This window comes from Planococcus sp. SE5232, from assembly GCF_050686535.1.
Taxonomy (GTDB): domain Bacteria; phylum Bacillota; class Bacilli; order Bacillales_A; family Planococcaceae; genus Planococcus.
In genome coordinates this window covers 1,653,292-1,672,393 of record NZ_JBOGCP010000001.1, presented here as the reverse complement: position 1 = coordinate 1,672,393, position 19,102 = coordinate 1,653,292, and the positions used below count along the sequence as shown (strand labels likewise).

Below are 19,102 nucleotides of genomic sequence, written 5' to 3'. Positions count from 1 at the left end.
AGTGATCGCTATGATACATGTGCTTATCCTTTATGCGAGTTCAACAGGAAATACAGAAGAAATAGCCAGCCTATTGGAGCAGCACCTGGATCAGAAGATCTATGCAGTAAGCTTGGAAAATATCGAAATGGGAGACATGGATCCCCAGCGGCTGCTTCAGTATGGTGGCATTCTTTTCGGTACTTATACGTATGATGATGGGGATCTTCCATTTGAAACAGAAGTATTTTGCGACACGCTGCGAACCGTCGATCTGACAGGCAAAGTAGTTGGCGTTTTTGGTTCAGGGGACACTGCCTACGATGGATTTTGCTCAGCAGTCGATTTGATGAAAGTTGAGTTTAAGAAGCATAACGCACAGATGATCCCACATTCTGTCAAAGTGGATCTGTCGCCTGACGAAGAAGACCTGCAATCCATCGAAAAACTGGCTGCGGAATTCAAGAAATCCATCTTAAACGCCAGCTCTACTCATGAAACTGGTCAATTTTAATCTACTTACTTTAAAGGAGGAGAACTAAAATGAATGCAATTCAGTTTATTTCACCATTTTCTACCGATTTTTCGTTTAATGCGTTACTGCATGAACATAGTGCATTTTTAATTATCGGTATATTGATCCTTTTCTTCTCTGTGCTGTTGTGGGCAGGAAGAGTCGTTGTCATCGAGGCTGTCCTGCTCTCCCTGTTCTTTGTTATTGCTGAAACCTTTTCCAATCCACTTTACTTAGCACTGGTTGCCCTTCAGCTATTGTTCGGAATTTGGATGATCTGGAGGGTTAAAATTGCAGTAGACACAAGCTTTTATCGGCATTCTGAAAAAACACATTTACGCCCGACTGACATTACAAAAGGCGGCAATGCAGGAACAGGTCCCATTCTTTATTAAAAGACCCTGTTGGCCGTCAATTACATCATAAAAACGTCTATCCTAAGCCGTTAGTGGCTCGGAATAGACGTTTTTTGTTTGCTGGCTGTAATTAGTTGACGACAAAGGACGAAGCAATCGATATTTCAAAGATTGGGACTTCCTGTGACAAGAAAGTTTTGACGATCCGGTATTCACCTGGAGCCAACACGATTCCCAATTCCTCAACGGAAAACTGCATGTCCGTTTCGTCTCCCGCCGCCAACACAAGCCCAAAATCATTCAATTGCGGATCATTTATAAATACAGCGTCAGAATGAGTCAGGATATGCCATCCACTTTTTCGCTTCAATTCAATATGGAAGTATTCCCCGAAACCAAAATCCTGCATGCTGTCATTCTTGATCGTTGTAGCGATGACGGAAGGCGATCCTTCGTAATTATGTTCTTCAAGAAACAGCGACAAGCCGGCTTTGCTGGATGCAAGTTCCTGATCGGGCGACGGATATTCTATGGTCGATACTGTAGAATCGTTGCCGCAAGCCACTACAAATACAGCAATCATCAAAAATAGAATTATTTTTCTCATACGTACACCTCTTCCCCCCCGCATAGCTCTTATGCAGCTCCACCGCCTTGACGTATATCAAGTTAATATAAGGATTTTCAAGAACCACTCTAGTTTAAGCGTGAAGGATTGACAAAAATATAAACGCATGAGATTATAACCTAACGACCGTTAGGAAGGTGAACCGATGAAAGCAGATCATATTCTCCAAACCGCCGTCAGCCATTTTGCAAAAGAAGGCTACGAAGGTGCTTCCCTCAGCAAAATCGCCGAAGAAGTCGGAATAAAAAAACCATCAATTTATGCGCATTACAAAGGGAAAGACGATCTCTTCCTTTCCGCTCTGCATTACTCCCTCCACACCCAAAAAACTCATTTGGCCAGTTATTTCAATGATATGCGGGATGATCCGCTAGAGTCGATGCTATACGGCTATTTTGCTTGGTTCTCACAAGAAAGCCAAGACAATGAACGGATGAAATTCATCCTGAGAGTCGCTTATTTTCCACCGCTCAAACTTGAAAAAGAAGTCGGAGAACTGTTCAACCCCTTTTTTGACAACATGCATCGGCATTTAACCCGCCTTCTCCGTGAACGCCAGCGTCAGGAAAAAATACTGTATTCAGAGGATTTTTCTAATGCGGCTTTGGCATACCTGACGATCACAGAAGGAACCATGACCGAACTTGTATACAGTGGCGTAGAAAAATATGAAAAACGCCTGCAGGCTGTCTGGCCCATCTTTTGGCGCGGCTTGAGCATCTAATAATCCACATTCACTCCAGTTTCCATTATCAATGAGGCGCGAACATATTAAGGAGATCACCACATGAAAACAAATAAATTAGTTCTTTCCACTTTATTGCTTAACCTGTTTATCGCATTTTTAGGAATTGGCCTCGTCATTCCAGTCACACCGACCATCATGAACGAATTAAACATTTCGGGGACAGTAGTCGGCTATATGGTTTCGGCGTTCGCTTTTGCCCAGCTCATCGTTTCGCCTATCGCCGGAAGATGGGTCGATAATATTGGCCGCAAGCCGATGATTATCATCGGCTTACTGATCTTCAGTATTTCGGAATTCCTGTTCGGCATCGGTGAAACAGTGGAAGTCCTGTTTCTTTCCCGGATTCTCGGAGGCGTCAGTGCCGCTTTCATCATGCCGGCAGTAACTGCATTTATTGCGGACATCACATCCAGCAGCACGCGGCCGAAAGCGTTAGGCTACATGTCTGCGGCCATTTCCACCGGTTTCATCATCGGACCGGGAATCGGCGGTTTCCTGGCAGACATCAGCACACGGCTTCCTTTCTTTTTTGCAGCTGGTTTCGGTCTATTCGCGACCATTTTGTCGCTGATCACTTTAAAAGAACCGGAACGCGTTTACGAAGTTGAGGAAAAACATCAGCCGATTCCAAAATCAGGGTTTAAGAAGATTTTTTCACCGATGTATTTTATTGCATTTATGGTCATCCTCATTTCGTCATTCGGACTGGCCGCATTCGAGTCCCTGTTCGCGTTGTTTGTAGACCATAAATTCGGCTTTACCGCTATGGATATCGCAATTGTCATCTCTCTCGGAGCCATAGTCGGAGTGATTTTCCAAGTCGGCTTATTCAATCGGCTGACGCAATGGCTCGGCGAAATCCGCCTGATCCGCTACAGCCTGCTGGTGTCCACCATTCTGGTATTCATCATGACACTCGTCAATAGCTATTGGTCGATCCTCTTGGTTACGATGGTGGTATTCGTCGGCTTTGACCTGATGCGTCCTGCCGTCACCACTTACCTGTCACGCATAGCGGGAAATGAGCAGGGATTCGCCGGAGGAATGAACTCCATGTTTACGAGCATCGGCAATATTTTCGGTCCGATTATCGGCGGCATCCTATTCGACATCGATTTGAACTATCCGTTCTATTTTGCCACCGTCGTACTGGGAATCGGAATTGCTTTAACCTATGCTTGGAAGAGCCATCCCGTTTCTGCAGGAAAAGAACCAAGTAAACCGGTTGAAGTTTCCTGAACCTGGAGATGGCAAAGTAATCATAGCTACAACAAAGAAAGCAGGGCAACTTGGGAAATTCAAGTTGGCCTGCTTTCTTATAATTTTTTAGTATTTCCAATTAGTAGATGTCCAGCAAATTAGAGTCTGTTCTAAAAAGAATAGGATTTCCCGTCATCGGGAACCAATACATTAGAAGACATGCCCTTCTCTTCAGCAAAATTTTTCAGCTCTTCCCGGGACAGATTCCAATGATTGACTGCCTCCATATGGACAGTTATAATTTTAGCATTTGGAGCAGCTTTATGGACTGAGTAGACATCCTCTTTGCCCATGACCAGAGACCCCCCTTCCAAAAATTGATTGTCTCCAGCGTTGACGACAATCACTTCAGGGTTATAGGCATCGATTTCATCCTGAACGGCTTGATACCATACTGTGTCTCCTGCTATATACAAGGTTTTTTCGTCCGGATGTTTGAAGACCACGCCACATACGTTTCCTGCAAGCTTCAGGACTTCTCCTCTTCCATGCTCACCTTTTGTCTTGATCAATTGAATGCCTTCAAAGACGGTGTCTCCCTGCAAGACTTCCACATTCGTGAAGCCTGCTTTTTGTACTTCTTTCGCGTCTTCTTCATTTTGAGTGAATAACTTAATCTCTTTCGGCAATGCCTCTTTTGCAGCGTCATCCCAATGATCCAAGTGCAAATGGGTGACAATTACGGCATCTGCATCGATAATATCTTCAATGGACACCGGAAGTCCGACCAAGGGATTTTTCTGGTCTTGTCTGGCTGAATTCGGAAATGGCGGATAAACCTCTTTTTCGGCTAAAAATGGATCAACTAAAAATGTTTTGCCAGCGTACTCTACAACCAGCGTGGCATTTCGGATATGGTGTATATTCATCTGTACAGCTCCTTTTGTTGAATGTGAACCCAGTATACATGTTAACCGATTCGGAAATACAGAGGATGGATGAAGTCTTTTTGCCGTTTTACTTTATTTGTGAAAGGATTTGAAAAAATGTTGGATCACACCGATTTACATATTCTTGATGAACTATCGAGAAATAGCCGTATTACAATGAAAGAGTTAGGTCAAAAAATTCACCTGAGTGGACCTGCAACGTCCGCACGTGTAGAAAAGTTAGAATCAAGCGGCATCATCGAAGGCTATACTGTCCAAATCAACCAAGTGAAAATGGGTTATCCTGTGCATGCAATGATCAGCATCATCACAGAAAACAGGGATCATCAGCCTTATTTATCTTTCCTGAAAACACAGAAATTATTCGTGATAAACAACTACAAGATCAGCGGGGATAGCTGCTATCTTCTTGAATGCAAATTCCCATCCAATGAACAGCTGGATGATTTTCTGATTGATTTGAACAAACATGTAAATTATCGATTGTCACTTGTTATCAATAAGCAGTAGATTCTTCTGGTTGCGTCATCAGCTCACGTTTTTCGCTCCTCCAGCAAAAGCACCAAATAGCTGACTTCCCGCTGAAAGTCCCAATCCACAAAGAGGTCCAGCACCTGGCCATTCAGGATGGATTCCAAATTGAATAATTGAGTGATCCGCAATTCCAAAGGCCGCTTGGCCAAGCGCAGTTCTTTCGTGACTCCATTCTCGACCAGTTTCTTTTCAATATCTATAAGGATACCGATGCGTTCGATCAGCAAAACCTGGTCGCTCAACCAATAGAAATTCGTCTGATCCGGTATTCTTTGGGTAGTCATGCTGTTGAGGAGAATGATTTCCCGCAATGTGTCTTCATCGACTCGCTTTGGCCATGGAAATTCTTCCTGCAGGTTGTCCTTTTCCATAGTCGCAATCAGCATGCCGCTCCTCTTGGAGAGATTCCAGTCCGCATACAGATTAGTTAGTTTCCCATTGCTGTACGCCTGCAACCCGGTCAGTAGATCCGCTTTTACCGAATCGATCAGTAAATCCCTTATTTCCAACACTTTATTCCATTGGCCTTTCTCTACAAACATTTTCTCGGACGGCAAGATAAAACCGTCCAAGTGGATCAGGAGGAATGGAGGGCGAAGAGTGACTGACACCTGCTCCGGTTTCTCCCCGAAATGCTCATCCAGGAATTTTTCGATGTAGTGAGAAATTAATGGTTGGCTATGCTGTTCACGAGTCATCAGAAGCCCCTCCTTTTTTTCTCTTGAGCGATAGATTTATCCGTCAGCAGAAGATTGAAAGCAAGGGTTTTTCGGATTCCCAAGCTGCTACAAAAAAATACCGCCAAAAAGAATGAATCATTCTTTTTGGCGGTATTTCCAGCTCTACTGTCCGGAATACTTGGCCACTCCATTGAAGTTTTCTTCTCTTCTAGAGATTGACCTGTTGATTTCTTTATCTAAACTTTATCTTGAATTTTCTGTAAAGTAAAGAAAATCGTTTTTAGTGCTTTGCTACTGGACTGTTCCAGTTTCCAGATGAATCGATAAAGTTATTATTGACACCGTACTCGAAAAAACCGTTTAACAAACGATAAAAAAACCATCCTTCAGCTGAAAGATGGTTTTTTGATTGTTTATACGCCTGCAATTACAGTATTTGCGCAATTTGAATCAGATTTCCGCACGTATCATCCAAGACAGCAATTTTGACATTGCCCATCTCTGTCGGTTCTATCGTGAATTTTACACCTTGATCCAGCAATTGCTCATACTCTTTCTGCACATCTTCAACTCCGAACATTGTAGCCGGAATGCCGTCCGCAAATATCTTCTGCTGGTATTCTTTGGCGGCAGGATGGTTATTCGGTTCAAGGACAAGCTCCGTCCCTTGTTGATTGGCCGGAGAAACAAGCGTTATCCACCTGAATTCCCCCATTGGGATATCATTCTTTTCGATGAAGCCAAGTGTTTCCGTATAAAATTTCAAAGCCTTGTCCTGATCTTCGACAAATAAACTGGTTACAAGTATGTTCATCCTGTATTGCCTCCTTCATATGAATAAATGCTTCCGTAACTTACTCGAGCCAATCCTCCAGCAAGTTTCTCAATGGCTCTTTGTTGAAAGTCAGTACCCGGTATTTCCCCTTTCTTGTTGTTTTCACCAGCTCTGCTTCATCTAATAGAGATAGATGTTTGGCAATCGCCTGCCGTGAAATGTCGAGACTGTGCTTTGTGATCAGACGAATCGTCAGTTCATATAAAGTCATTTCATTGCGTTCAGATAATTCGTCCAGTATCAGCCTCCGTGTCGAGTCGTTGAGTGCTTTGAATACCGCATCTTTATTCTTCATACATTTATTATATGCAACTTTTTGGTTGCATGTCAATAAAAAAAAGACCAAACACATATAGCATCCGGTCTCATCACTTATTGTATTCAGCGTTGTTGATTCGTCAGTTCCCAATAAATCATGTCCCCTGAATTCTTCGTTTTTTATCATCCCTGCTTTTTCCAGCACACGGATGGATCCGATATTGTCCAAGTTGGTTTCTGCAGTCACTTTTTTTATCGCCATCCCATTAAACGCCCAATCCACAAGCCCTTCGACTGCTTCTGTTGCGTAGCCCTTTCCCCAATGGGTTTCGAGGAACCCATATCCCACTTCCACTTCTTGTCCCGAATTCGGTTTTCCTTTAAATCCCGCATCTCCGATTATCATCCCATCGGATTTCTGTAGAACCAACCAGCTGCCCCACCCATACAATGTTGGATCATCGCCAAGCTCTTTTAGGTGATTGGCGATTTCAGGGCCGTTGTCATAGCTTTGAGCTTCCAGGATCTCCAGTGAATGGCTGTCACAAGGAATCATGATCAACCGTGCAGTTTCTATTTTCATCTTTCTCTCCCGCTCCAATCCGATTAACTCTGCTCATATTCAGTTTGTCTGGCATTGATTTCGCCTCAAACCAGCGTTTCTTCAAGGGCATCATTCTCTTCCTCATACCATCCGGAATACTTTGGATTCAACACAGCGATGGAATACAGGAACGCTGTAATCAGCATGATGACTGCAAGAGATCCAATCGTCAATTTCAATGAAACAAAGTCAGCCAAGAAACCGATTGCCAATATGAAAAAGATCTGAAAAATGCTTTGGACCAGCCCGAAAATGCTCGTCACTCTGCCCATCACAGCAACAGGAACATTGTTTTGGTAAAAGGTCATGATGCCCGCATTCAAAAAGACATTAAAGAACCCGAGTATGATAAAGCCGACTGTAACAGAGGCGAATGACCAGGAAAACGCATAGATGACATAGCCGGCAGTCATCGTCAGCAAGCCGATCACAATCATGTATCGGATTGAGATTTTATTCGAAAACAACGAAAGCAAAAGCGCCCCACTTACTGAACCGATACCTGTAATGCTGATCAGCAGTGTATATTCTACTTCGGTCAGGCCAATCACCTGCTGAGTAAAGACAACTTCCTGAACATCCATCGCAAAAGAAAAGAGCATGACTGCCAGAAAACCCAGATAGATGACCGTAACATATTTCCTGTCTGCCATAAAGCCGTAGACCACTGTAAAGTCTTTTGCGATTTGAGCAGGAGTCAAAGCAGGAATAGCTGCCTGATCAATTTTTTCCGTTTCAGGCAAAACGATCAAAAGCATGGCAGCAACCAGAAAGAATCCGGCGTTTAGCCACATCGTCACTGAGATATTGCTCAGCAGGATAAGCGCTCCTCCAATTGCCGGTCCGATAATAAAAGCACCCGAAGACGTGAATGACCGCAACGAATTGAATCGCTTTCGCTTTTGAGGAGAAACAAGCATAGTGATATAGGTCATTGAAGCTGGACCGAAAAAGGATTTCGCGATGCTGAGAACGACAAGTATTGCATACACTGCTGGAAGATTCGGTGCCAAAGGAATTACTGCGATAAACAACGCTCTTGCAATCAAGGTCGCCATAACGATTTTTTTCTTGCTTCGATAATCGATGAAACTGCCGGTCCAAAACTTCGTCACGATATTGGTCAAGGGTCCGATTATCCAAAGGCCTGCCACAGCGGCAGCTGAACCGGTCATCTGGTAAACCATGATGTTAATCGCAACCAAATAAATGAAATCTCCCACACTGGCGATGCCCAAAGAACCGAGGAGGATCGAAGGTGTTTTCCATTCTTTAAAGTTTTGCTTCAAAGCAGTTCCCCCCATAAATACTACAAAATTTCTTTGATGAGTATTTTAAGAATAGAGCATTTAAGATTTGCTCTCAGTTAGAGCGTCTCCTTATTCCTTCTATTTTCGGGCTGCTTCAGCCAATGGCGCAGGCCTTTCCCTGCCAATGGCTCATCGTTATACCGGGGAATCACATGAAAATGGCTGTGGCTGATTGACTGATTTGAAGCCGCGCCTACATTCCAGCCCAATGTATAGCCATCCGGTGAATATTCATTGTCCAAGTATTCCCTGGCCAGTTTCAGTAAGTCGTATGTATCGTTCCACTCCTCTTTCGTTAAATCAAAAGCTAGGGTGCGATGCTGCTTTGGGACGATTACACCACTGCCCTCCAATACATCCTGTTCTTCAACATGCTGCAGAAAATAGCAGCTCGTATTCTCTAATACAATCTTTTGGTTCGGGTCTTTATCAGGGTTACAAAATGGACAATTCATTTCATTAAACATAATTTTCCTGCCTTTCTAATTCTGCCTCTTACTTACTCAGTAAATGTGAATTTTAATTAAATTAAAGCTCAATATCTAAAAAATCTTTATCAAAAAAAGAGGGCAGCAGTTCCAAGTCTTCAGGATAATCATGCTGCATCGTTGAAATCTCAGCAGCACCATTCCAAACTTTGTTTATCTTATCCATCTGACTAAGCCCTCTCATTGCCCACCCACCTTCATCATTTTCCAATTAGCCTATTTACTGTATACTCTGTTGGTAAGATCGCTGCTTTAGCTCGAATGAATTTCAAGAAAGAATTGTTTACAGGAGGGGAAGGCTGTGGAAAATCGATTCGATCTCAGTTGGAAGAATAAAGAAGTGAGAATGTGGATTTACATCATGATCCCCACCGCAATCATCGGATTTTCCATTTTGATTTTTGCAGACTATGCATATCAATCTATTGCTTCATTGGTGATTTTGAGTGCCTGGATTATTTTCTACTTTTGGCGTTTGAAATACAGAAAGAAAAAAACAGACTCAAACTAACGAGTCCATCTTAAAGCGGCAGGCTTTGAAAAAGTGAAATGGTGATGATGAATGCCGATAAGGTTCCGGCAGACAACAAGGTCAACATCTTCGGCCATTGGATCTCTTTCGTTGGTTTTACCGCTTCTTTGGAAACTGCAATCCAAATCGCTATTGACGCTAATGCGATGATCCCGATTACTTCATTAGACACAGTAAACATCTCCTTTACATACACAGTTAAATTTTAACCTATTTTGGATATTAATCTTCGCTATTCTTTTGCCGGTCTTCCATTACTTTCATGGCGGTCAATCCTAACAGCCCGACAACTGCAATGCCGTACAGGATCGTTTTGTGTAGCTCTCCCCACGTACTTGCTGCCGCAAAGAGAATGACAATCAATAAGACTATGTAATATAGATAACTGCGCATCTGCTGAATTTCCTTTCTTTTAAGAAACAGCAATATGAATCCCTCATTTGTTCTTTGGTCTATTCCTTATCAAACTCCAAACCAAACCTGCCAGAAAACAAGCCATCACCACCAGGATGAACGTCAGTGGATTAAAGAAAATATGATTCGAAAAGATAGTGAACAAAGAAAAGACTTCCGGATTGTCAAAAGCGTCTTTCGTTTCTACGCTTAAAGCATTCATTCCGTAAAAAGCAGCAAGAGTAAGGATTGCGCAAAGCCAATACAACAACATAAGCAGTTTGTACATATTGTTCCTCCATGCTAATCCAGCTTTTTACACCATATGGTTATATTCTCCATTTCCCGAAATATTCCTTCCGGTTCGCATTAAATCAAACTTTCTTTCGCTAAAAAAAGAAGAAGCGCATTCCAGCGCCTCTTCTCAACCAGTCTATCAATCCATCAAATTGCATTCTTGGTGGTCATTGCTTTTAAACTGCCTTCCAACTTCAGTAAACTGTTTGCTGCAAAAAATAAGAGCATCGCTGGAACCAAAGTAAATAGCGACAAGATACCAGCCAGCACAAGGAATACAGCCGCAATTGATGGAAAAGTCGCCATCATAACCAAACCGAACAAGCTGCAGAATAAGGCGAAGACGAGCATATAAAAAGGATACATCAGCACATCTTCCGCAAAGAGGATCATCTCATCCGCAAATTGCTCAGCTGAAACCGTGACTTCTCCTCTGGTCATATCCAGTTGCACTTTGGGATCGTTTTGAAATAGTTCGACCAATTTATCCTGTACCCATGGATTTTTCTCTAATGAATTCAAAAATAATACCGAACCAGCCAAAAGAGCCACCAGCAGAATGATGGATAAAGAAACCAATTTTTGTGTAGATTGCATACTCTACCTCCCACCGTTTCGTTATGTCTTTGATAAGAACAGCATAACTGGTTTTAACCTATAACTAATCGGCCTGAAGGGTGCTTAGAACTAAGACTTTAGATGTAGATTCTGTATGTCATTTTTAGCAGGACTGGCATCTGTATATTCCACTTAAATACTGGCTCCGATTTTTTTGGCGCAATCAGACTGGTTTTTTCCGAAACAATGGAAAAGAGGAAAAGCATAAATGCAGCTTCTCCTCTTACCTGTTATTTATTATTTTAACCAGCTTTCCAGAAACTCACTTTGGTCCCCTTCAAAATAATCTTCAAAAAACACTTTGAACTCTTCTGTGTCCACTTGCTCGAATTGATATTCTGCGTAATAAGCTGATAAAAATTCGAAAGCTGTCTCACGTCCATCCAGGCTGTCAAAATAATCTTTCAGCAGCATCGGAACCTTGCCGTAGATGGTCGAGTAATAGGCTTCCTCTTTGAATTTATCGAGCGGCAGATTCACGTAAGTTTCTGGCGGATAGTACTCTTGAGCCGTTTGTGCGCCCCAGAATCCATATTCATCATCGTCATAATAGTCGCTTAGGAAAAGCGAACTTGCGAATTCCGTCAGCCCCTCATCCAGCCAGGCTTCCTCGTACGGATCATTCGTCACCAGGAAGTATAACCATTGATGGGCAATTTCATGCACGAGTACAGACTCCTGGGATTCTTCATCCGCTGCCACTTCGATAATATTCGGGTACTCCATATAGCCGTCATTCCCGATGATGTCCAGCTCGCCAAAAGGATTATCGCCGATATGTTCTTCAAAATACACATAGGCCTCCGCTGCCATTCCCGAAGTCTCCTCCAGCATATCCGCTGAAAGAGGTGTAAACACCCGCAGTTTTGTATCGTTCGCTGCTACGGTTTCAAACGCCCATTCGTCCGGATCCATGATGGCCAAGTAAAAGTCTTTTATGTTGTCGCCTTGCACAGTGCCAGTTGAAGCGGCCACGATTTCACCATCTTCAGCCGAACTGGCAACCAAATAGTCCTGGGGCAAGTCATAGCTGACGGTATAGTCCCCATAATCCGTATCGTAGGACTCGCCTTTCGAGTCATAATCTTCAATATCCCATCCATTTTGGTAATAGCCAAGCATTGGATACCAATGAGCCAAGTAAAAGTTGTTGTCCACTTGTGACAACCGCATGCCATTTTGCGGCAAAACCATTGAATACTCGACTTGAATAGTCACATTGGATGTCGGTTCGAGATCTGTATCCAACTCCACCAACAACTCATTATTGTCCAAGTTATAATCCGATTCTTCCCCGTCAACAGTTACCGCAGTTATTTCCAGCCATACATCGTCATCTTCATAAAATGAGGTTTCTTCGGAATTCATGGCATTAGGGACCAAGTAAAAACCGATATCATCCCAAGTGTCCGATGAATAGTTCGTAACGTCGATAGAAGCCGCTATCTGAAATTCGTTTGTCTCATTCAGAAAAACCTCCAAGTCGTAGATAGCGTTTACTGTATCTTCCACTCTTCCGGATTCCTGAGGTCCGCAGTCTTCACAAAAGAAAGTGGTCCTCAAAGCTATAAACCCGATGACTCCTATTGCCATGACCATTACTGCTGCCCATATTTTCAGCTTCACGGTGCATCTCCCATCTCTTTAAATGTTTTATCATTTCCAGCAATTATTTTTCGGCAAATCATCGCAAAAGAATATTCTTTCTAAATAGTATCATTTGTTTTTCTACCTGGCTCGCATAATTTTTGATTTTCAAATTTCGTTTTCATATGTATGAGAAAAGATTATTTTTTTCACAATAGAAAAGGAGCAGATATTAAACCTGCACCTTCCTTGTAAACTTCAAATGGTACTTTTCATGATCCGATTAGATACTTTAAAGATACACGTTATCTCTAATTTAGATAAAAAAAGGTTTTATTTCAAAACGCATGTTTTTGTGCAATCAAGACATACAAAGATTCAGTTGGAAAGAATTTTTCTGTCATATGCAGTCCTGCAGCCTCTAACTCCTCTTCCATACCAGCTATAGAAATTCTTGGTGCCTTATGCGTTGACTGCCCTTTCGGCTCCAATTCGATGACGATTACATAACCATCGTTTTTAAGTACATCTTTAATCTGTGTCAAAGTCGCCGCCAACGGATGGATTTCATGCAATACCAATGATGCGATTACCACATCCATTGATGCATCAGGGATCGGAATTCCTGTGTTGCCTCCCTGGATCGGAACAATATTGGCGAGCTGTTCCTTAGCTGCTTTTTGGCTGATCATCTCCAGCATAGCCTGATCGGTATCAAGTGCAAAAACTTGGCCGTCCACTCTTTTAGCAGCAGGTATCGTAAAATAGCCCGTTCCCGCCCCAAAATCTAAAATATGATCGGTGCTCTTTAATGGAATCCTATTCAGCAATTGCTCCGGTGAAAAATCCGCTTTTCTTTTTGCGCTCTCCAAGTAAGATACTTTTCCGTGCTGATGAGCTGTTCCGTGGGATTTAACGTGTTCACTAGGCATTTTTTAATCTCCTTTTGATTTGCTGGTAAATGCTTTTGGTTTACTAAATAAATTATTTATGCTGTATAGGTTGAATTAATGATTTATTTCAGTCGATACTCCGCTTTCCAGCGGGCTTCCGCCCAATCCTCCTCGTCCGCTGCGCTCCCTGCGGTGTATCGGTCGAATCGCTAAGCCGCAGGAGTCTTCGCTGTTTTGCTCCATATCTTTGAGAGTTCTCCAGCGCCGGTGCGGCTCAGGATGAGGTGGGGCAGTAAGGTGTGTGTTCTTCTCGGCTTATCGTGGGAACCAAGGTACGCCAGAAGAATTTGGTTCACCTTTACAACAGAGCTTGCGGAGGATCATTGTTCTCTTCTCTTCCATAGCCGCCGAATCGGCATATAAATGTTACTTCTTTAGTTCAACTTATAGAGCTTACTTTTACTTGTGCAAATCTTTCCTCCAACAACTCTCCATTCACAGCAATCCCAGCCATACTGCCTTCTGCAGCTGCGATGATCAATTGGGATGGGCCGTCCATGACCGTATCTCCACAGGCAAAGACTCCCTCTACATTGGTCCGTCGAAAACGATCAGCTTCCACTCCGCCCCGCTCGTTTAACTTACAGCCAAGTGACGCACCAATAGCAGAGGCCTGTATCCATTGTGACGCTACAAATCCGCCTGTACGGAAGAGACGCTCGCCGTCAACAAACTCAATTGCCTCCAGCTTACCGTTTTTCCCAATCAATGAGCGGATTTTTTTCTCATTGACCTTGATGCCGTTCTGTTCCAAAATCCCTTTTTCATCTGCTGAAAGGATTGGCTTTCCGTTCGTACAGACAACTAAGTCATTCGTCCAATTGGAAGCCACTTTGGCCATATGAAAAGCGCCAGGAATTTCTGCAATGACGGCTAATGGCTGATCTCGAAGCTCCCATCCATCGCAGAATGGACAACTGAACAAACTGCTTCCATAAAACTCCTCTAACCGGTTGATGTCCGGCAGAACTTCTTTGAAACCGGTAGCTAAAATTACCTTTCGAGCTTTATAGAACATTCCATTTTCGGTTTCAATATGGAATAGCTGCTGTTCTTTTCTTACGTGCACTACCCGCTGTTTTTCAATTTTGACGTCCGGATATCTATTCAGCTCATCTTGGGCAATCCGTTTCAGCTCCTGTGGGTCTATCCCGTCACGAGTTATAAACCCATGTGCTTCTGAAGTCACTGCATTGCGGGGCTTATTATCATCAAACACGACGGTTTTTCTTCTTGCTCTTCCGAGAACCAACGATGCATTTAAGCCCGCTGGCCCTCCGCCTATCACGGCACAGTCCAGTATCATGTCATCATCTTCTTTCTGAAGCTTTTAGTTGACGTTTTCTTTTCTTTGGCTTTTTTCTTCCATTTTTTTCACAATATCAATCAGCAGCCGCTTCCGAAGCTCTTCTTTCATGTTTTCTTCAGACTGTCTCATGACTCCTTCAATCAGACAGCCTTCATGACGATGGATGGAACAATTAAATAAGTTGGTATCCCCTTCGATTGCCGTAATGACATCCAAAAATGAAATTTCATTCGATGACTTTGAAATTTTGTACCCACCTTTGGCACCTGGCGTCGATTCAATCAATCCGGCTTTCGTAAGCTTGGTTAAAATCTTCGACAGATACGTCGGTGACAGCTTTTGAAATTCCGCCAATTCCTGAACACCTATCGTATTATTTTGCGGCAAACGGATTAAGTGAACCATTGTATGCAAGGCATAGTTCGTTGCGTTTGAATATTTCATACGGGCCTCCTTTTTCATTTAAAGATATTACAGACTCTTGTTGTCTCTAATTAAATAAAATATACCACCTACTTAAAATCAAGTCAATTTATTTATTTCAATTTAAAATCATCTATGCTTAACATATATAGAGTTTATTATGATCAACTTAAAAAGCCCCAATTTCTAATTTCAGAAATTGGGGCTTCGTTCATATCTTATTCGCCGCGCGGCGCTTTTGGCGGTTGGCATACGTCACATTTACGCTGGTTTTTCGTATTGAATTTCGTAAATGTCTTTTCGAAGTTATTGCCGCATGCACATTTAAACAGCAGCTTTTGAGAAAAACCGTGGTATTCCGTCGATAATAATTTACTGTCTGAGTTTTTTTCGACAAATGCTTTGATTTCTTTAAAAGTCCATCGTTTATTCATTTTGTTACACCTCCATATTCTTTCCATAAGCGGAGGCTTTTTGGCATCCGTTCAATTGAGGCACTAATAATAATTGCCCTAAGTTCTTTATTATAACACGGGCCAGCCACATTATATAATAATATTCATCTATCCTTATTCATTCTTAATGAAATACTTTCCCGCGAAGAACGTATGGAATAGTTGTCTTCCTATGTATTGAGCCTTTTTCCTCACTTGGAACATACGCATACTTTTCTGCTGTTTTTTCATCCATCCAAGTAACTTCTTCTATTTCGTCAGTAGGCGACCGGTTAATTTCTCCGCCAACGATTTTCCCTTCGAACGTAAAGAAAATGGCGTGATGTGCCCGCTCTTCAAAAAACGCTTCACTCACCGCATACATGCCTCCTACTTCAATATCCAATCCCGTCTCTTCCTTCACTTCACGTATAGCTGCTTCTTCCAAAGTTTCGCCGGTTTCAACTGCTCCTCCAGGAAGTGTATAGTACGGGGAATCCAATGTATTATTTTTCACCGTCAGGATATTTTCTTTTTTGCTGTCGAACAAAAGGACATAGACTACATCTACTCTTTTCATCCTGTTTTCTACCTCTTTTCTCTCAAGACCTATATTCAGCAACTTATTCGTCAGTTCTTGTATTTGCTTCACTTTAAAAGGGTAAACTAATTCCAACTATTCTATTGTGAAATGACGAACTGGAGGTCTTGATGTGATTTTAATTTTAGCTAGCTATATTGCACTGCTAAGTTTTTCTGTAAGCAAATTTGCCGGAAACAAACGCCACCGGTGGATCCATTCGGGCTACATTACCGCATTTCTTCTGCCTTTTTTAGTGTATGCTATTTTTCTTGGAATCATTGCTCCTATTGTAAAGGCTGGAATCGGGGTGAGCTTTTTCGGCTTTCTTTTTGCCGTTGCTACATTGATTACCGGTTTCGTCTTTTTGTATATAGGCTATGCATCGAAAAAGCTTCGTGAGGAGTAAAAAACTTTTTTGATATAAAAAAAGGCATGTCCATCATGGACTTGCCCTCTCCCATTAACATCTGACATATCTTCGCTTGAACCCCACTCTGCCCTTAGCCACATCTTTTTGAATGCTTTCATAAGCATTCAGGAAACTGCTTTTTTTATTGTCCCGCTTCACTTCTACTACACCGACTTCTTTGGAAACTTCAATCGCTTTTTCAGTCAGCGGCACATAGGAAATCCCCACCGTGTAGAGAAAATTGTTCATGGCAGATTTCGTGCGTTCAGGTGAATGGTGTATTGAGTTTTTTACTTTATCGAGCATGGAGGAAATCTTGCTTTCAGAAAACTCATGGTCCTTCCGGTTCCCCAAAAGCCAGCAGTAACAGCTCCAACCGGCAGACATCTTCAGCTCCTCACCACTGTCAATCCACTTATCGGCCACTTCCTGTGCAATATCCGATTCGGAAAGCGTCACCGCCACTACAAAATCCGACAGCATATAAAAATAGGCACCATCCATCCAGCGGTCGAAATCAGCTGCGGTCATCGCTTTCGGATCTGCGATGATGCCCGCAAAATACATGGCATCGTAATTGCCCGTCGCATAAAGCTCCTCCGCCAACTGCTGGTCAATTTTTATTTTCTTTGCAATCGGCTTCATGGTGCCTATTGCCACGCCGAAAAGCGGCTCACGTGCACCATTGGATAGGTATATTTTTTTCATCCGTTCTTTGCCTAATGCCTCAAGCTCCTGCATCACTGTTTCGAACTCCATCAGTCTGCACCCTTTCCTGAGAAAATAGCTTTTTGTTTAAGTAATCGCCGGATCAAATCCAATCTATCCTAATGTAAGTGTACACTATGTAATCCTTTTTAGCAGTTAAGCAAAAATACTACCACCTATATCTAAAAAAAAATAGGCTACTTTCATTCCAAAAAATTTGGAAATTAAGTAGCCCAAAAGCTTCTTTATATTTTGGTTCAGCCTAACTTACTGGATTTACAATAAGTTTGGACATTTAGAATGATTCTCAAACTCAGCTCTTCACCAAATTTTCGGATGGTTTATTGAGCTCGAATACTTCTTTGAAATTCACTTTTTCGCCTTCCTTCAGTCGCTTCTTGTATTCAGCTGTTGCTGTAAAAAGGGCGTCTGTTGAAGAGTTGAGTGATGTTTCAAATGAATCTTGCAGCACGCCTATCACGAAGCCAACACCGACTACTTGCATAGCCACATCAGCAGGAATGCCGAATAAACTACAAGCTAAAGGGATCAGCAAAAGCGATCCGCCCGCAACACCAGAAGCGCCACATGCACATACTGCGGCCAATACGCTCAGGATTATCGCTGTAGGGATGTCCACTTGAATGCCAAGCGTGTGCACAGCAGCGAGCGTCAGAACCGTAATCGTAACTGCGGCACCTGCCATATTGATGGTTGCTCCTAGTGGTATTGATACAGAATATGTGTCTTTGTCCAATCCCAGCTTTTCACATAACGTCATGTTTACTGGGATATTGGCTGCAGAACTGCGCGTGAAGAAAGCCGTAATGCCGCTTTCTCTCAAGCACTTAAAGACAAGTGGGTATGGATTCTGGCGAATGTTCATAAACACGATAAGCGGATTGACCACAAGCGCCACAAAAAGCATACAGCCAATTAAAAGGGCCAGCAATTTCCCATAACTCAGCAATGCCCCAAGCCCGTTTGTCGTAATGGACTCAATCACTAGACCCATGATGCCAAGAGGTGCAAACTTGATGACCCAGCCAACCATTTTGGCTACTGCATCCGAGAGATTAGTGATTACTAATTTTGTGTTATCAGCGGCGGTTCTCAATGCCAGACCCAGGACAATCGCCCAAGCTAAAATGCCGATATAGTTTGCGTTGTAAAGAGCACTTACTGGATTATCGACAATGTTCAACACTAAAGTTTTAATAACTTCAATCGCATTACCCGGAGCCGCCAAATCCTCAGCACCTTGAGTCAGGGCAATGCTTACCGGGAAGATGAAACTGGCGATGACAGCAATCAATGCGGCCAAAAACGTTCCTAATAAGTAAAGAAATATGACTGTTTTCATATTTGTCGGCTTGCCGCTTCTATGCTGCGCGACTGATGCCATTACTAAAAACAGCACTAATACAGGCGCGATGGCTTTCAGTGCGCCTACAAATAAAGTACCAAAGATGGTCAATGATTTTGCTGCTTCTGGAATTAAAACAGCCAGTACAACCCCTAATATCAGCCCTATCAATATTTGCTTTACAAGACTAATCTGATTCCATGCTTTCAATACTTTCATACGTTCGTTATTCCCCCTGTTGATTTCTAAGTAGCTTAAACACAGCCCATCTTCTGCTAAACGATTCTAGTTGCATTCCTCCTATGGTAACGCTTTCAGTCTAATCCTATTCTATACAACCTGCGGAGGGAATAAAACATTTTTTTTAATAAATCAATGATTTTTTTGTAATTTCATTGTGATTTAA

The 19,102-nt window shown here is 42.5% G+C and carries 27 protein-coding genes and 1 pseudogene; 7 read left to right on the top strand and 21 right to left on the bottom strand.

Translation table 11 applies throughout. The features are described from left to right. The first annotated feature begins 10 nt into the window (after positions 1 to 10). Complete coding sequence (locus tag ACRC6Q_RS07930; RefSeq protein WP_431466188.1) at positions 11 to 493, top strand: flavodoxin domain-containing protein; 483 nt, start codon at positions 11 to 13, stop codon at positions 491 to 493. Positions 494 to 522: 29 nt separating this feature from the next. After that, complete coding sequence (locus ACRC6Q_RS07925) at positions 523 to 888, top strand: hypothetical protein (RefSeq protein WP_431466187.1); 366 nt, start codon at positions 523 to 525, stop codon at positions 886 to 888. Positions 889 to 979: 91 nt separating this feature from the next. Here ACRC6Q_RS07925 and ACRC6Q_RS07920 read toward each other — a convergent pair whose 3' ends face one another. Continuing rightward, a complete protein-coding gene (locus ACRC6Q_RS07920) occupies positions 980 to 1,456 on the bottom strand; it encodes an immunoglobulin-like domain-containing protein (RefSeq protein ID WP_431466186.1) in 477 nt (158 codons plus the stop codon). A 166-nt stretch (positions 1,457 to 1,622) separates the two neighbouring features. Here ACRC6Q_RS07920 and ACRC6Q_RS07915 point away from each other — a divergent pair, with 166 nt between their 5' ends. Further along, positions 1,623 to 2,201: a TetR/AcrR family transcriptional regulator gene (locus ACRC6Q_RS07915; protein WP_431466185.1), complete on the top strand. Its 579-nt coding sequence runs from the start codon at positions 1,623 to 1,625 to the stop codon at positions 2,199 to 2,201. A 63-nt stretch (positions 2,202 to 2,264) separates the two neighbouring features. After that, on the top strand, positions 2,265 to 3,464 hold the full coding sequence (locus ACRC6Q_RS07910) for an MFS transporter (protein ID WP_431466184.1): 1,200 nt from the start codon (positions 2,265 to 2,267) through the stop codon (positions 3,462 to 3,464). Positions 3,465 to 3,595: 131 nt separating this feature from the next. On the opposite strand, the gene ACRC6Q_RS07905 is transcribed toward ACRC6Q_RS07910, so the two are convergent. Beyond that, positions 3,596 to 4,354, bottom strand: coding sequence for an MBL fold metallo-hydrolase (locus tag ACRC6Q_RS07905; RefSeq protein ID WP_431466183.1), 759 nt, complete (start codon positions 4,352 to 4,354; stop codon positions 3,596 to 3,598). Between the two features lie 117 nt (positions 4,355 to 4,471). On the opposite strand from ACRC6Q_RS07905, the gene ACRC6Q_RS07900 reads away from it, so the two are divergent. Beyond that, complete coding sequence (locus ACRC6Q_RS07900; protein WP_431466182.1) at positions 4,472 to 4,885, top strand: Lrp/AsnC family transcriptional regulator; 414 nt, start codon at positions 4,472 to 4,474, stop codon at positions 4,883 to 4,885. A gap of 23 nt (positions 4,886 to 4,908) precedes the next feature. On the opposite strand, the gene ACRC6Q_RS07895 is transcribed toward ACRC6Q_RS07900, so the two are convergent. From ACRC6Q_RS07895 to ACRC6Q_RS07865, 7 genes and pseudogenes are all read right to left on the bottom strand, one after another. Next, a complete protein-coding gene (locus tag ACRC6Q_RS07895; protein WP_431466181.1) occupies positions 4,909 to 5,607 on the bottom strand; it encodes a Na-translocating system protein MpsC family protein in 699 nt (232 codons plus the stop codon). A gap of 409 nt (positions 5,608 to 6,016) precedes the next feature. Further along, positions 6,017 to 6,403 carry a VOC family protein gene (locus ACRC6Q_RS07890; RefSeq protein ID WP_431466180.1) on the bottom strand — a complete coding sequence of 129 codons (387 nt, stop codon included), beginning with the start codon at positions 6,401 to 6,403 and terminating at the stop codon, positions 6,017 to 6,019. A 40-nt stretch (positions 6,404 to 6,443) separates the two neighbouring features. Continuing rightward, positions 6,444 to 6,719, bottom strand: a complete 276-nt coding sequence (locus ACRC6Q_RS07885; RefSeq protein ID WP_431466328.1) for an ArsR/SmtB family transcription factor — start codon at positions 6,717 to 6,719, stop codon at positions 6,444 to 6,446. Between the two features lie 207 nt (positions 6,720 to 6,926). Then, positions 6,927 to 7,088, bottom strand: a pseudogene (locus ACRC6Q_RS07880) (GNAT family N-acetyltransferase); the annotation flags it as partial. A gap of 242 nt (positions 7,089 to 7,330) precedes the next feature. Further along, a complete protein-coding gene (locus ACRC6Q_RS07875) occupies positions 7,331 to 8,575 on the bottom strand; it encodes an MFS transporter (protein WP_431466179.1) in 1,245 nt (414 codons plus the stop codon). 77 nt (positions 8,576 to 8,652) lie between these two features. Further along, entirely contained in the window at positions 8,653 to 9,063 is a 411-nt protein-coding gene (locus ACRC6Q_RS07870) for an HIT family protein (RefSeq protein ID WP_431466178.1), read from the bottom strand. Positions 9,064 to 9,124: 61 nt separating this feature from the next. Beyond that, a complete protein-coding gene (locus tag ACRC6Q_RS07865) occupies positions 9,125 to 9,268 on the bottom strand; it encodes a hypothetical protein (RefSeq protein ID WP_431466177.1) in 144 nt (47 codons plus the stop codon). A gap of 117 nt (positions 9,269 to 9,385) precedes the next feature. Here ACRC6Q_RS07865 and ACRC6Q_RS07860 point away from each other — a divergent pair, with 117 nt between their 5' ends. Beyond that, positions 9,386 to 9,595 carry a hypothetical protein gene (locus ACRC6Q_RS07860; protein ID WP_431466176.1) on the top strand — a complete coding sequence of 70 codons (210 nt, stop codon included), beginning with the start codon at positions 9,386 to 9,388 and terminating at the stop codon, positions 9,593 to 9,595. Positions 9,596 to 9,605: 10 nt separating this feature from the next. Here ACRC6Q_RS07860 and ACRC6Q_RS07855 read toward each other — a convergent pair whose 3' ends face one another. From ACRC6Q_RS07855 to ACRC6Q_RS07810, 10 genes are all read right to left on the bottom strand, one after another. Then, entirely contained in the window at positions 9,606 to 9,788 is a 183-nt protein-coding gene (locus ACRC6Q_RS07855; protein ID WP_431466175.1) for a hypothetical protein, read from the bottom strand. A 50-nt stretch (positions 9,789 to 9,838) separates the two neighbouring features. Further along, the gene (locus tag ACRC6Q_RS07850) at positions 9,839 to 10,009 is read right to left on the bottom strand and encodes a hypothetical protein (RefSeq protein WP_431466174.1); all 171 of its coding nucleotides are present in this window, start codon (positions 10,007 to 10,009) and stop codon (positions 9,839 to 9,841) included. A 43-nt stretch (positions 10,010 to 10,052) separates the two neighbouring features. After that, a complete protein-coding gene (locus ACRC6Q_RS07845; RefSeq protein WP_431466173.1) occupies positions 10,053 to 10,298 on the bottom strand; it encodes a hypothetical protein in 246 nt (81 codons plus the stop codon). Positions 10,299 to 10,453: 155 nt separating this feature from the next. After that, a complete protein-coding gene (locus ACRC6Q_RS07840; RefSeq protein WP_431466172.1) occupies positions 10,454 to 10,903 on the bottom strand; it encodes a hypothetical protein in 450 nt (149 codons plus the stop codon). A 258-nt stretch (positions 10,904 to 11,161) separates the two neighbouring features. After that, positions 11,162 to 12,550, bottom strand: coding sequence for a M1 family metallopeptidase (locus tag ACRC6Q_RS07835; protein WP_431466171.1), 1,389 nt, complete (start codon positions 12,548 to 12,550; stop codon positions 11,162 to 11,164). A 299-nt stretch (positions 12,551 to 12,849) separates the two neighbouring features. Further along, complete coding sequence (locus ACRC6Q_RS07830) at positions 12,850 to 13,443, bottom strand: class I SAM-dependent methyltransferase (RefSeq protein ID WP_431466170.1); 594 nt, start codon at positions 13,441 to 13,443, stop codon at positions 12,850 to 12,852. A 400-nt stretch (positions 13,444 to 13,843) separates the two neighbouring features. Continuing rightward, positions 13,844 to 14,770 carry an NAD(P)/FAD-dependent oxidoreductase gene (locus ACRC6Q_RS07825; RefSeq protein ID WP_431466169.1) on the bottom strand — a complete coding sequence of 309 codons (927 nt, stop codon included), beginning with the start codon at positions 14,768 to 14,770 and terminating at the stop codon, positions 13,844 to 13,846. Positions 14,771 to 14,794: 24 nt separating this feature from the next. Beyond that, on the bottom strand, positions 14,795 to 15,217 hold the full coding sequence (locus ACRC6Q_RS07820) for an Rrf2 family transcriptional regulator (RefSeq protein ID WP_431466168.1): 423 nt from the start codon (positions 15,215 to 15,217) through the stop codon (positions 14,795 to 14,797). A gap of 197 nt (positions 15,218 to 15,414) precedes the next feature. Next, on the bottom strand, positions 15,415 to 15,630 hold the full coding sequence (locus ACRC6Q_RS07815) for a hypothetical protein (RefSeq protein WP_058385191.1): 216 nt from the start codon (positions 15,628 to 15,630) through the stop codon (positions 15,415 to 15,417). A 145-nt stretch (positions 15,631 to 15,775) separates the two neighbouring features. Further along, positions 15,776 to 16,210, bottom strand: coding sequence for an NUDIX hydrolase (locus ACRC6Q_RS07810; RefSeq protein ID WP_431466167.1), 435 nt, complete (start codon positions 16,208 to 16,210; stop codon positions 15,776 to 15,778). Positions 16,211 to 16,343: 133 nt separating this feature from the next. On the opposite strand from ACRC6Q_RS07810, the gene ACRC6Q_RS07805 reads away from it, so the two are divergent. Next, on the top strand, positions 16,344 to 16,619 hold the full coding sequence (locus ACRC6Q_RS07805; protein ID WP_431466166.1) for a hypothetical protein: 276 nt from the start codon (positions 16,344 to 16,346) through the stop codon (positions 16,617 to 16,619). Positions 16,620 to 16,673: 54 nt separating this feature from the next. On the opposite strand, the gene ACRC6Q_RS07800 is transcribed toward ACRC6Q_RS07805, so the two are convergent. Next, entirely contained in the window at positions 16,674 to 17,381 is a 708-nt protein-coding gene (locus ACRC6Q_RS07800; protein WP_431466165.1) for a DNA alkylation repair protein, read from the bottom strand. Between the two features lie 262 nt (positions 17,382 to 17,643). Continuing rightward, entirely contained in the window at positions 17,644 to 18,915 is a 1,272-nt protein-coding gene (gene sstT, locus ACRC6Q_RS07795) for a serine/threonine transporter SstT (RefSeq protein WP_431466164.1), read from the bottom strand. Positions 18,916 to 19,102 lie beyond the last annotated feature (187 nt).

What these genes read in the sequence shown, in the direction of transcription:
- ACRC6Q_RS07895 (WP_431466181.1), bottom strand. Translation starts at nt 5,607, where the DNA reads ATGACTCGTGAACAGCATAGCCAACCATTAATTTCTCACTACATCGAA.
- ACRC6Q_RS07840 (WP_431466172.1), bottom strand. Translation starts at nt 10,903, where the DNA reads ATGCAATCTACACAAAAATTGGTTTCTTTATCCATCATTCTGCTGGTG.
- sstT (WP_431466164.1), bottom strand. Translation starts at nt 18,915, where the DNA reads ATGAAAGTATTGAAAGCATGGAATCAGATTAGTCTTGTAAAGCAAATA.
- ACRC6Q_RS07910 (WP_431466184.1), top strand. Translation starts at nt 2,265, where the DNA reads ATGAAAACAAATAAATTAGTTCTTTCCACTTTATTGCTTAACCTGTTT.
- ACRC6Q_RS07870 (WP_431466178.1), bottom strand. Translation starts at nt 9,063, where the DNA reads ATGTTTAATGAAATGAATTGTCCATTTTGTAACCCTGATAAAGACCCG.
- ACRC6Q_RS07850 (WP_431466174.1), bottom strand. Translation starts at nt 10,009, where the DNA reads ATGCGCAGTTATCTATATTACATAGTCTTATTGATTGTCATTCTCTTT.
- ACRC6Q_RS07815 (WP_058385191.1), bottom strand. Translation starts at nt 15,630, where the DNA reads ATGAATAAACGATGGACTTTTAAAGAAATCAAAGCATTTGTCGAAAAA.
- ACRC6Q_RS07925 (WP_431466187.1), top strand. Translation starts at nt 523, where the DNA reads ATGAATGCAATTCAGTTTATTTCACCATTTTCTACCGATTTTTCGTTT.
- ACRC6Q_RS07890 (WP_431466180.1), bottom strand. Translation starts at nt 6,403, where the DNA reads ATGAACATACTTGTAACCAGTTTATTTGTCGAAGATCAGGACAAGGCT.
- ACRC6Q_RS07865 (WP_431466177.1), bottom strand. Translation starts at nt 9,268, where the DNA reads ATGAGAGGGCTTAGTCAGATGGATAAGATAAACAAAGTTTGGAATGGT.
- ACRC6Q_RS07920 (WP_431466186.1), bottom strand. Translation starts at nt 1,456, where the DNA reads ATGAGAAAAATAATTCTATTTTTGATGATTGCTGTATTTGTAGTGGCT.
- ACRC6Q_RS07885 (WP_431466328.1), bottom strand. Translation starts at nt 6,719, where the DNA reads ATGAAGAATAAAGATGCGGTATTCAAAGCACTCAACGACTCGACACGG.
- ACRC6Q_RS07825 (WP_431466169.1), bottom strand. Translation starts at nt 14,770, where the DNA reads ATGATACTGGACTGTGCCGTGATAGGCGGAGGGCCAGCGGGCTTAAAT.
- ACRC6Q_RS07830 (WP_431466170.1), bottom strand. Translation starts at nt 13,443, where the DNA reads ATGCCTAGTGAACACGTTAAATCCCACGGAACAGCTCATCAGCACGGA.
- ACRC6Q_RS07930 (WP_431466188.1), top strand. Translation starts at nt 11, where the DNA reads ATGATACATGTGCTTATCCTTTATGCGAGTTCAACAGGAAATACAGAA.
- ACRC6Q_RS07915 (WP_431466185.1), top strand. Translation starts at nt 1,623, where the DNA reads ATGAAAGCAGATCATATTCTCCAAACCGCCGTCAGCCATTTTGCAAAA.
- ACRC6Q_RS07800 (WP_431466165.1), bottom strand. Translation starts at nt 17,381, where the DNA reads ATGGAGTTCGAAACAGTGATGCAGGAGCTTGAGGCATTAGGCAAAGAA.
- ACRC6Q_RS07845 (WP_431466173.1), bottom strand. Translation starts at nt 10,298, where the DNA reads ATGTACAAACTGCTTATGTTGTTGTATTGGCTTTGCGCAATCCTTACT.
- ACRC6Q_RS07820 (WP_431466168.1), bottom strand. Translation starts at nt 15,217, where the DNA reads ATGAAATATTCAAACGCAACGAACTATGCCTTGCATACAATGGTTCAC.
- ACRC6Q_RS07900 (WP_431466182.1), top strand. Translation starts at nt 4,472, where the DNA reads ATGTTGGATCACACCGATTTACATATTCTTGATGAACTATCGAGAAAT.
- ACRC6Q_RS07810 (WP_431466167.1), bottom strand. Translation starts at nt 16,210, where the DNA reads ATGAAAAGAGTAGATGTAGTCTATGTCCTTTTGTTCGACAGCAAAAAA.
- ACRC6Q_RS07905 (WP_431466183.1), bottom strand. Translation starts at nt 4,354, where the DNA reads ATGAATATACACCATATCCGAAATGCCACGCTGGTTGTAGAGTACGCT.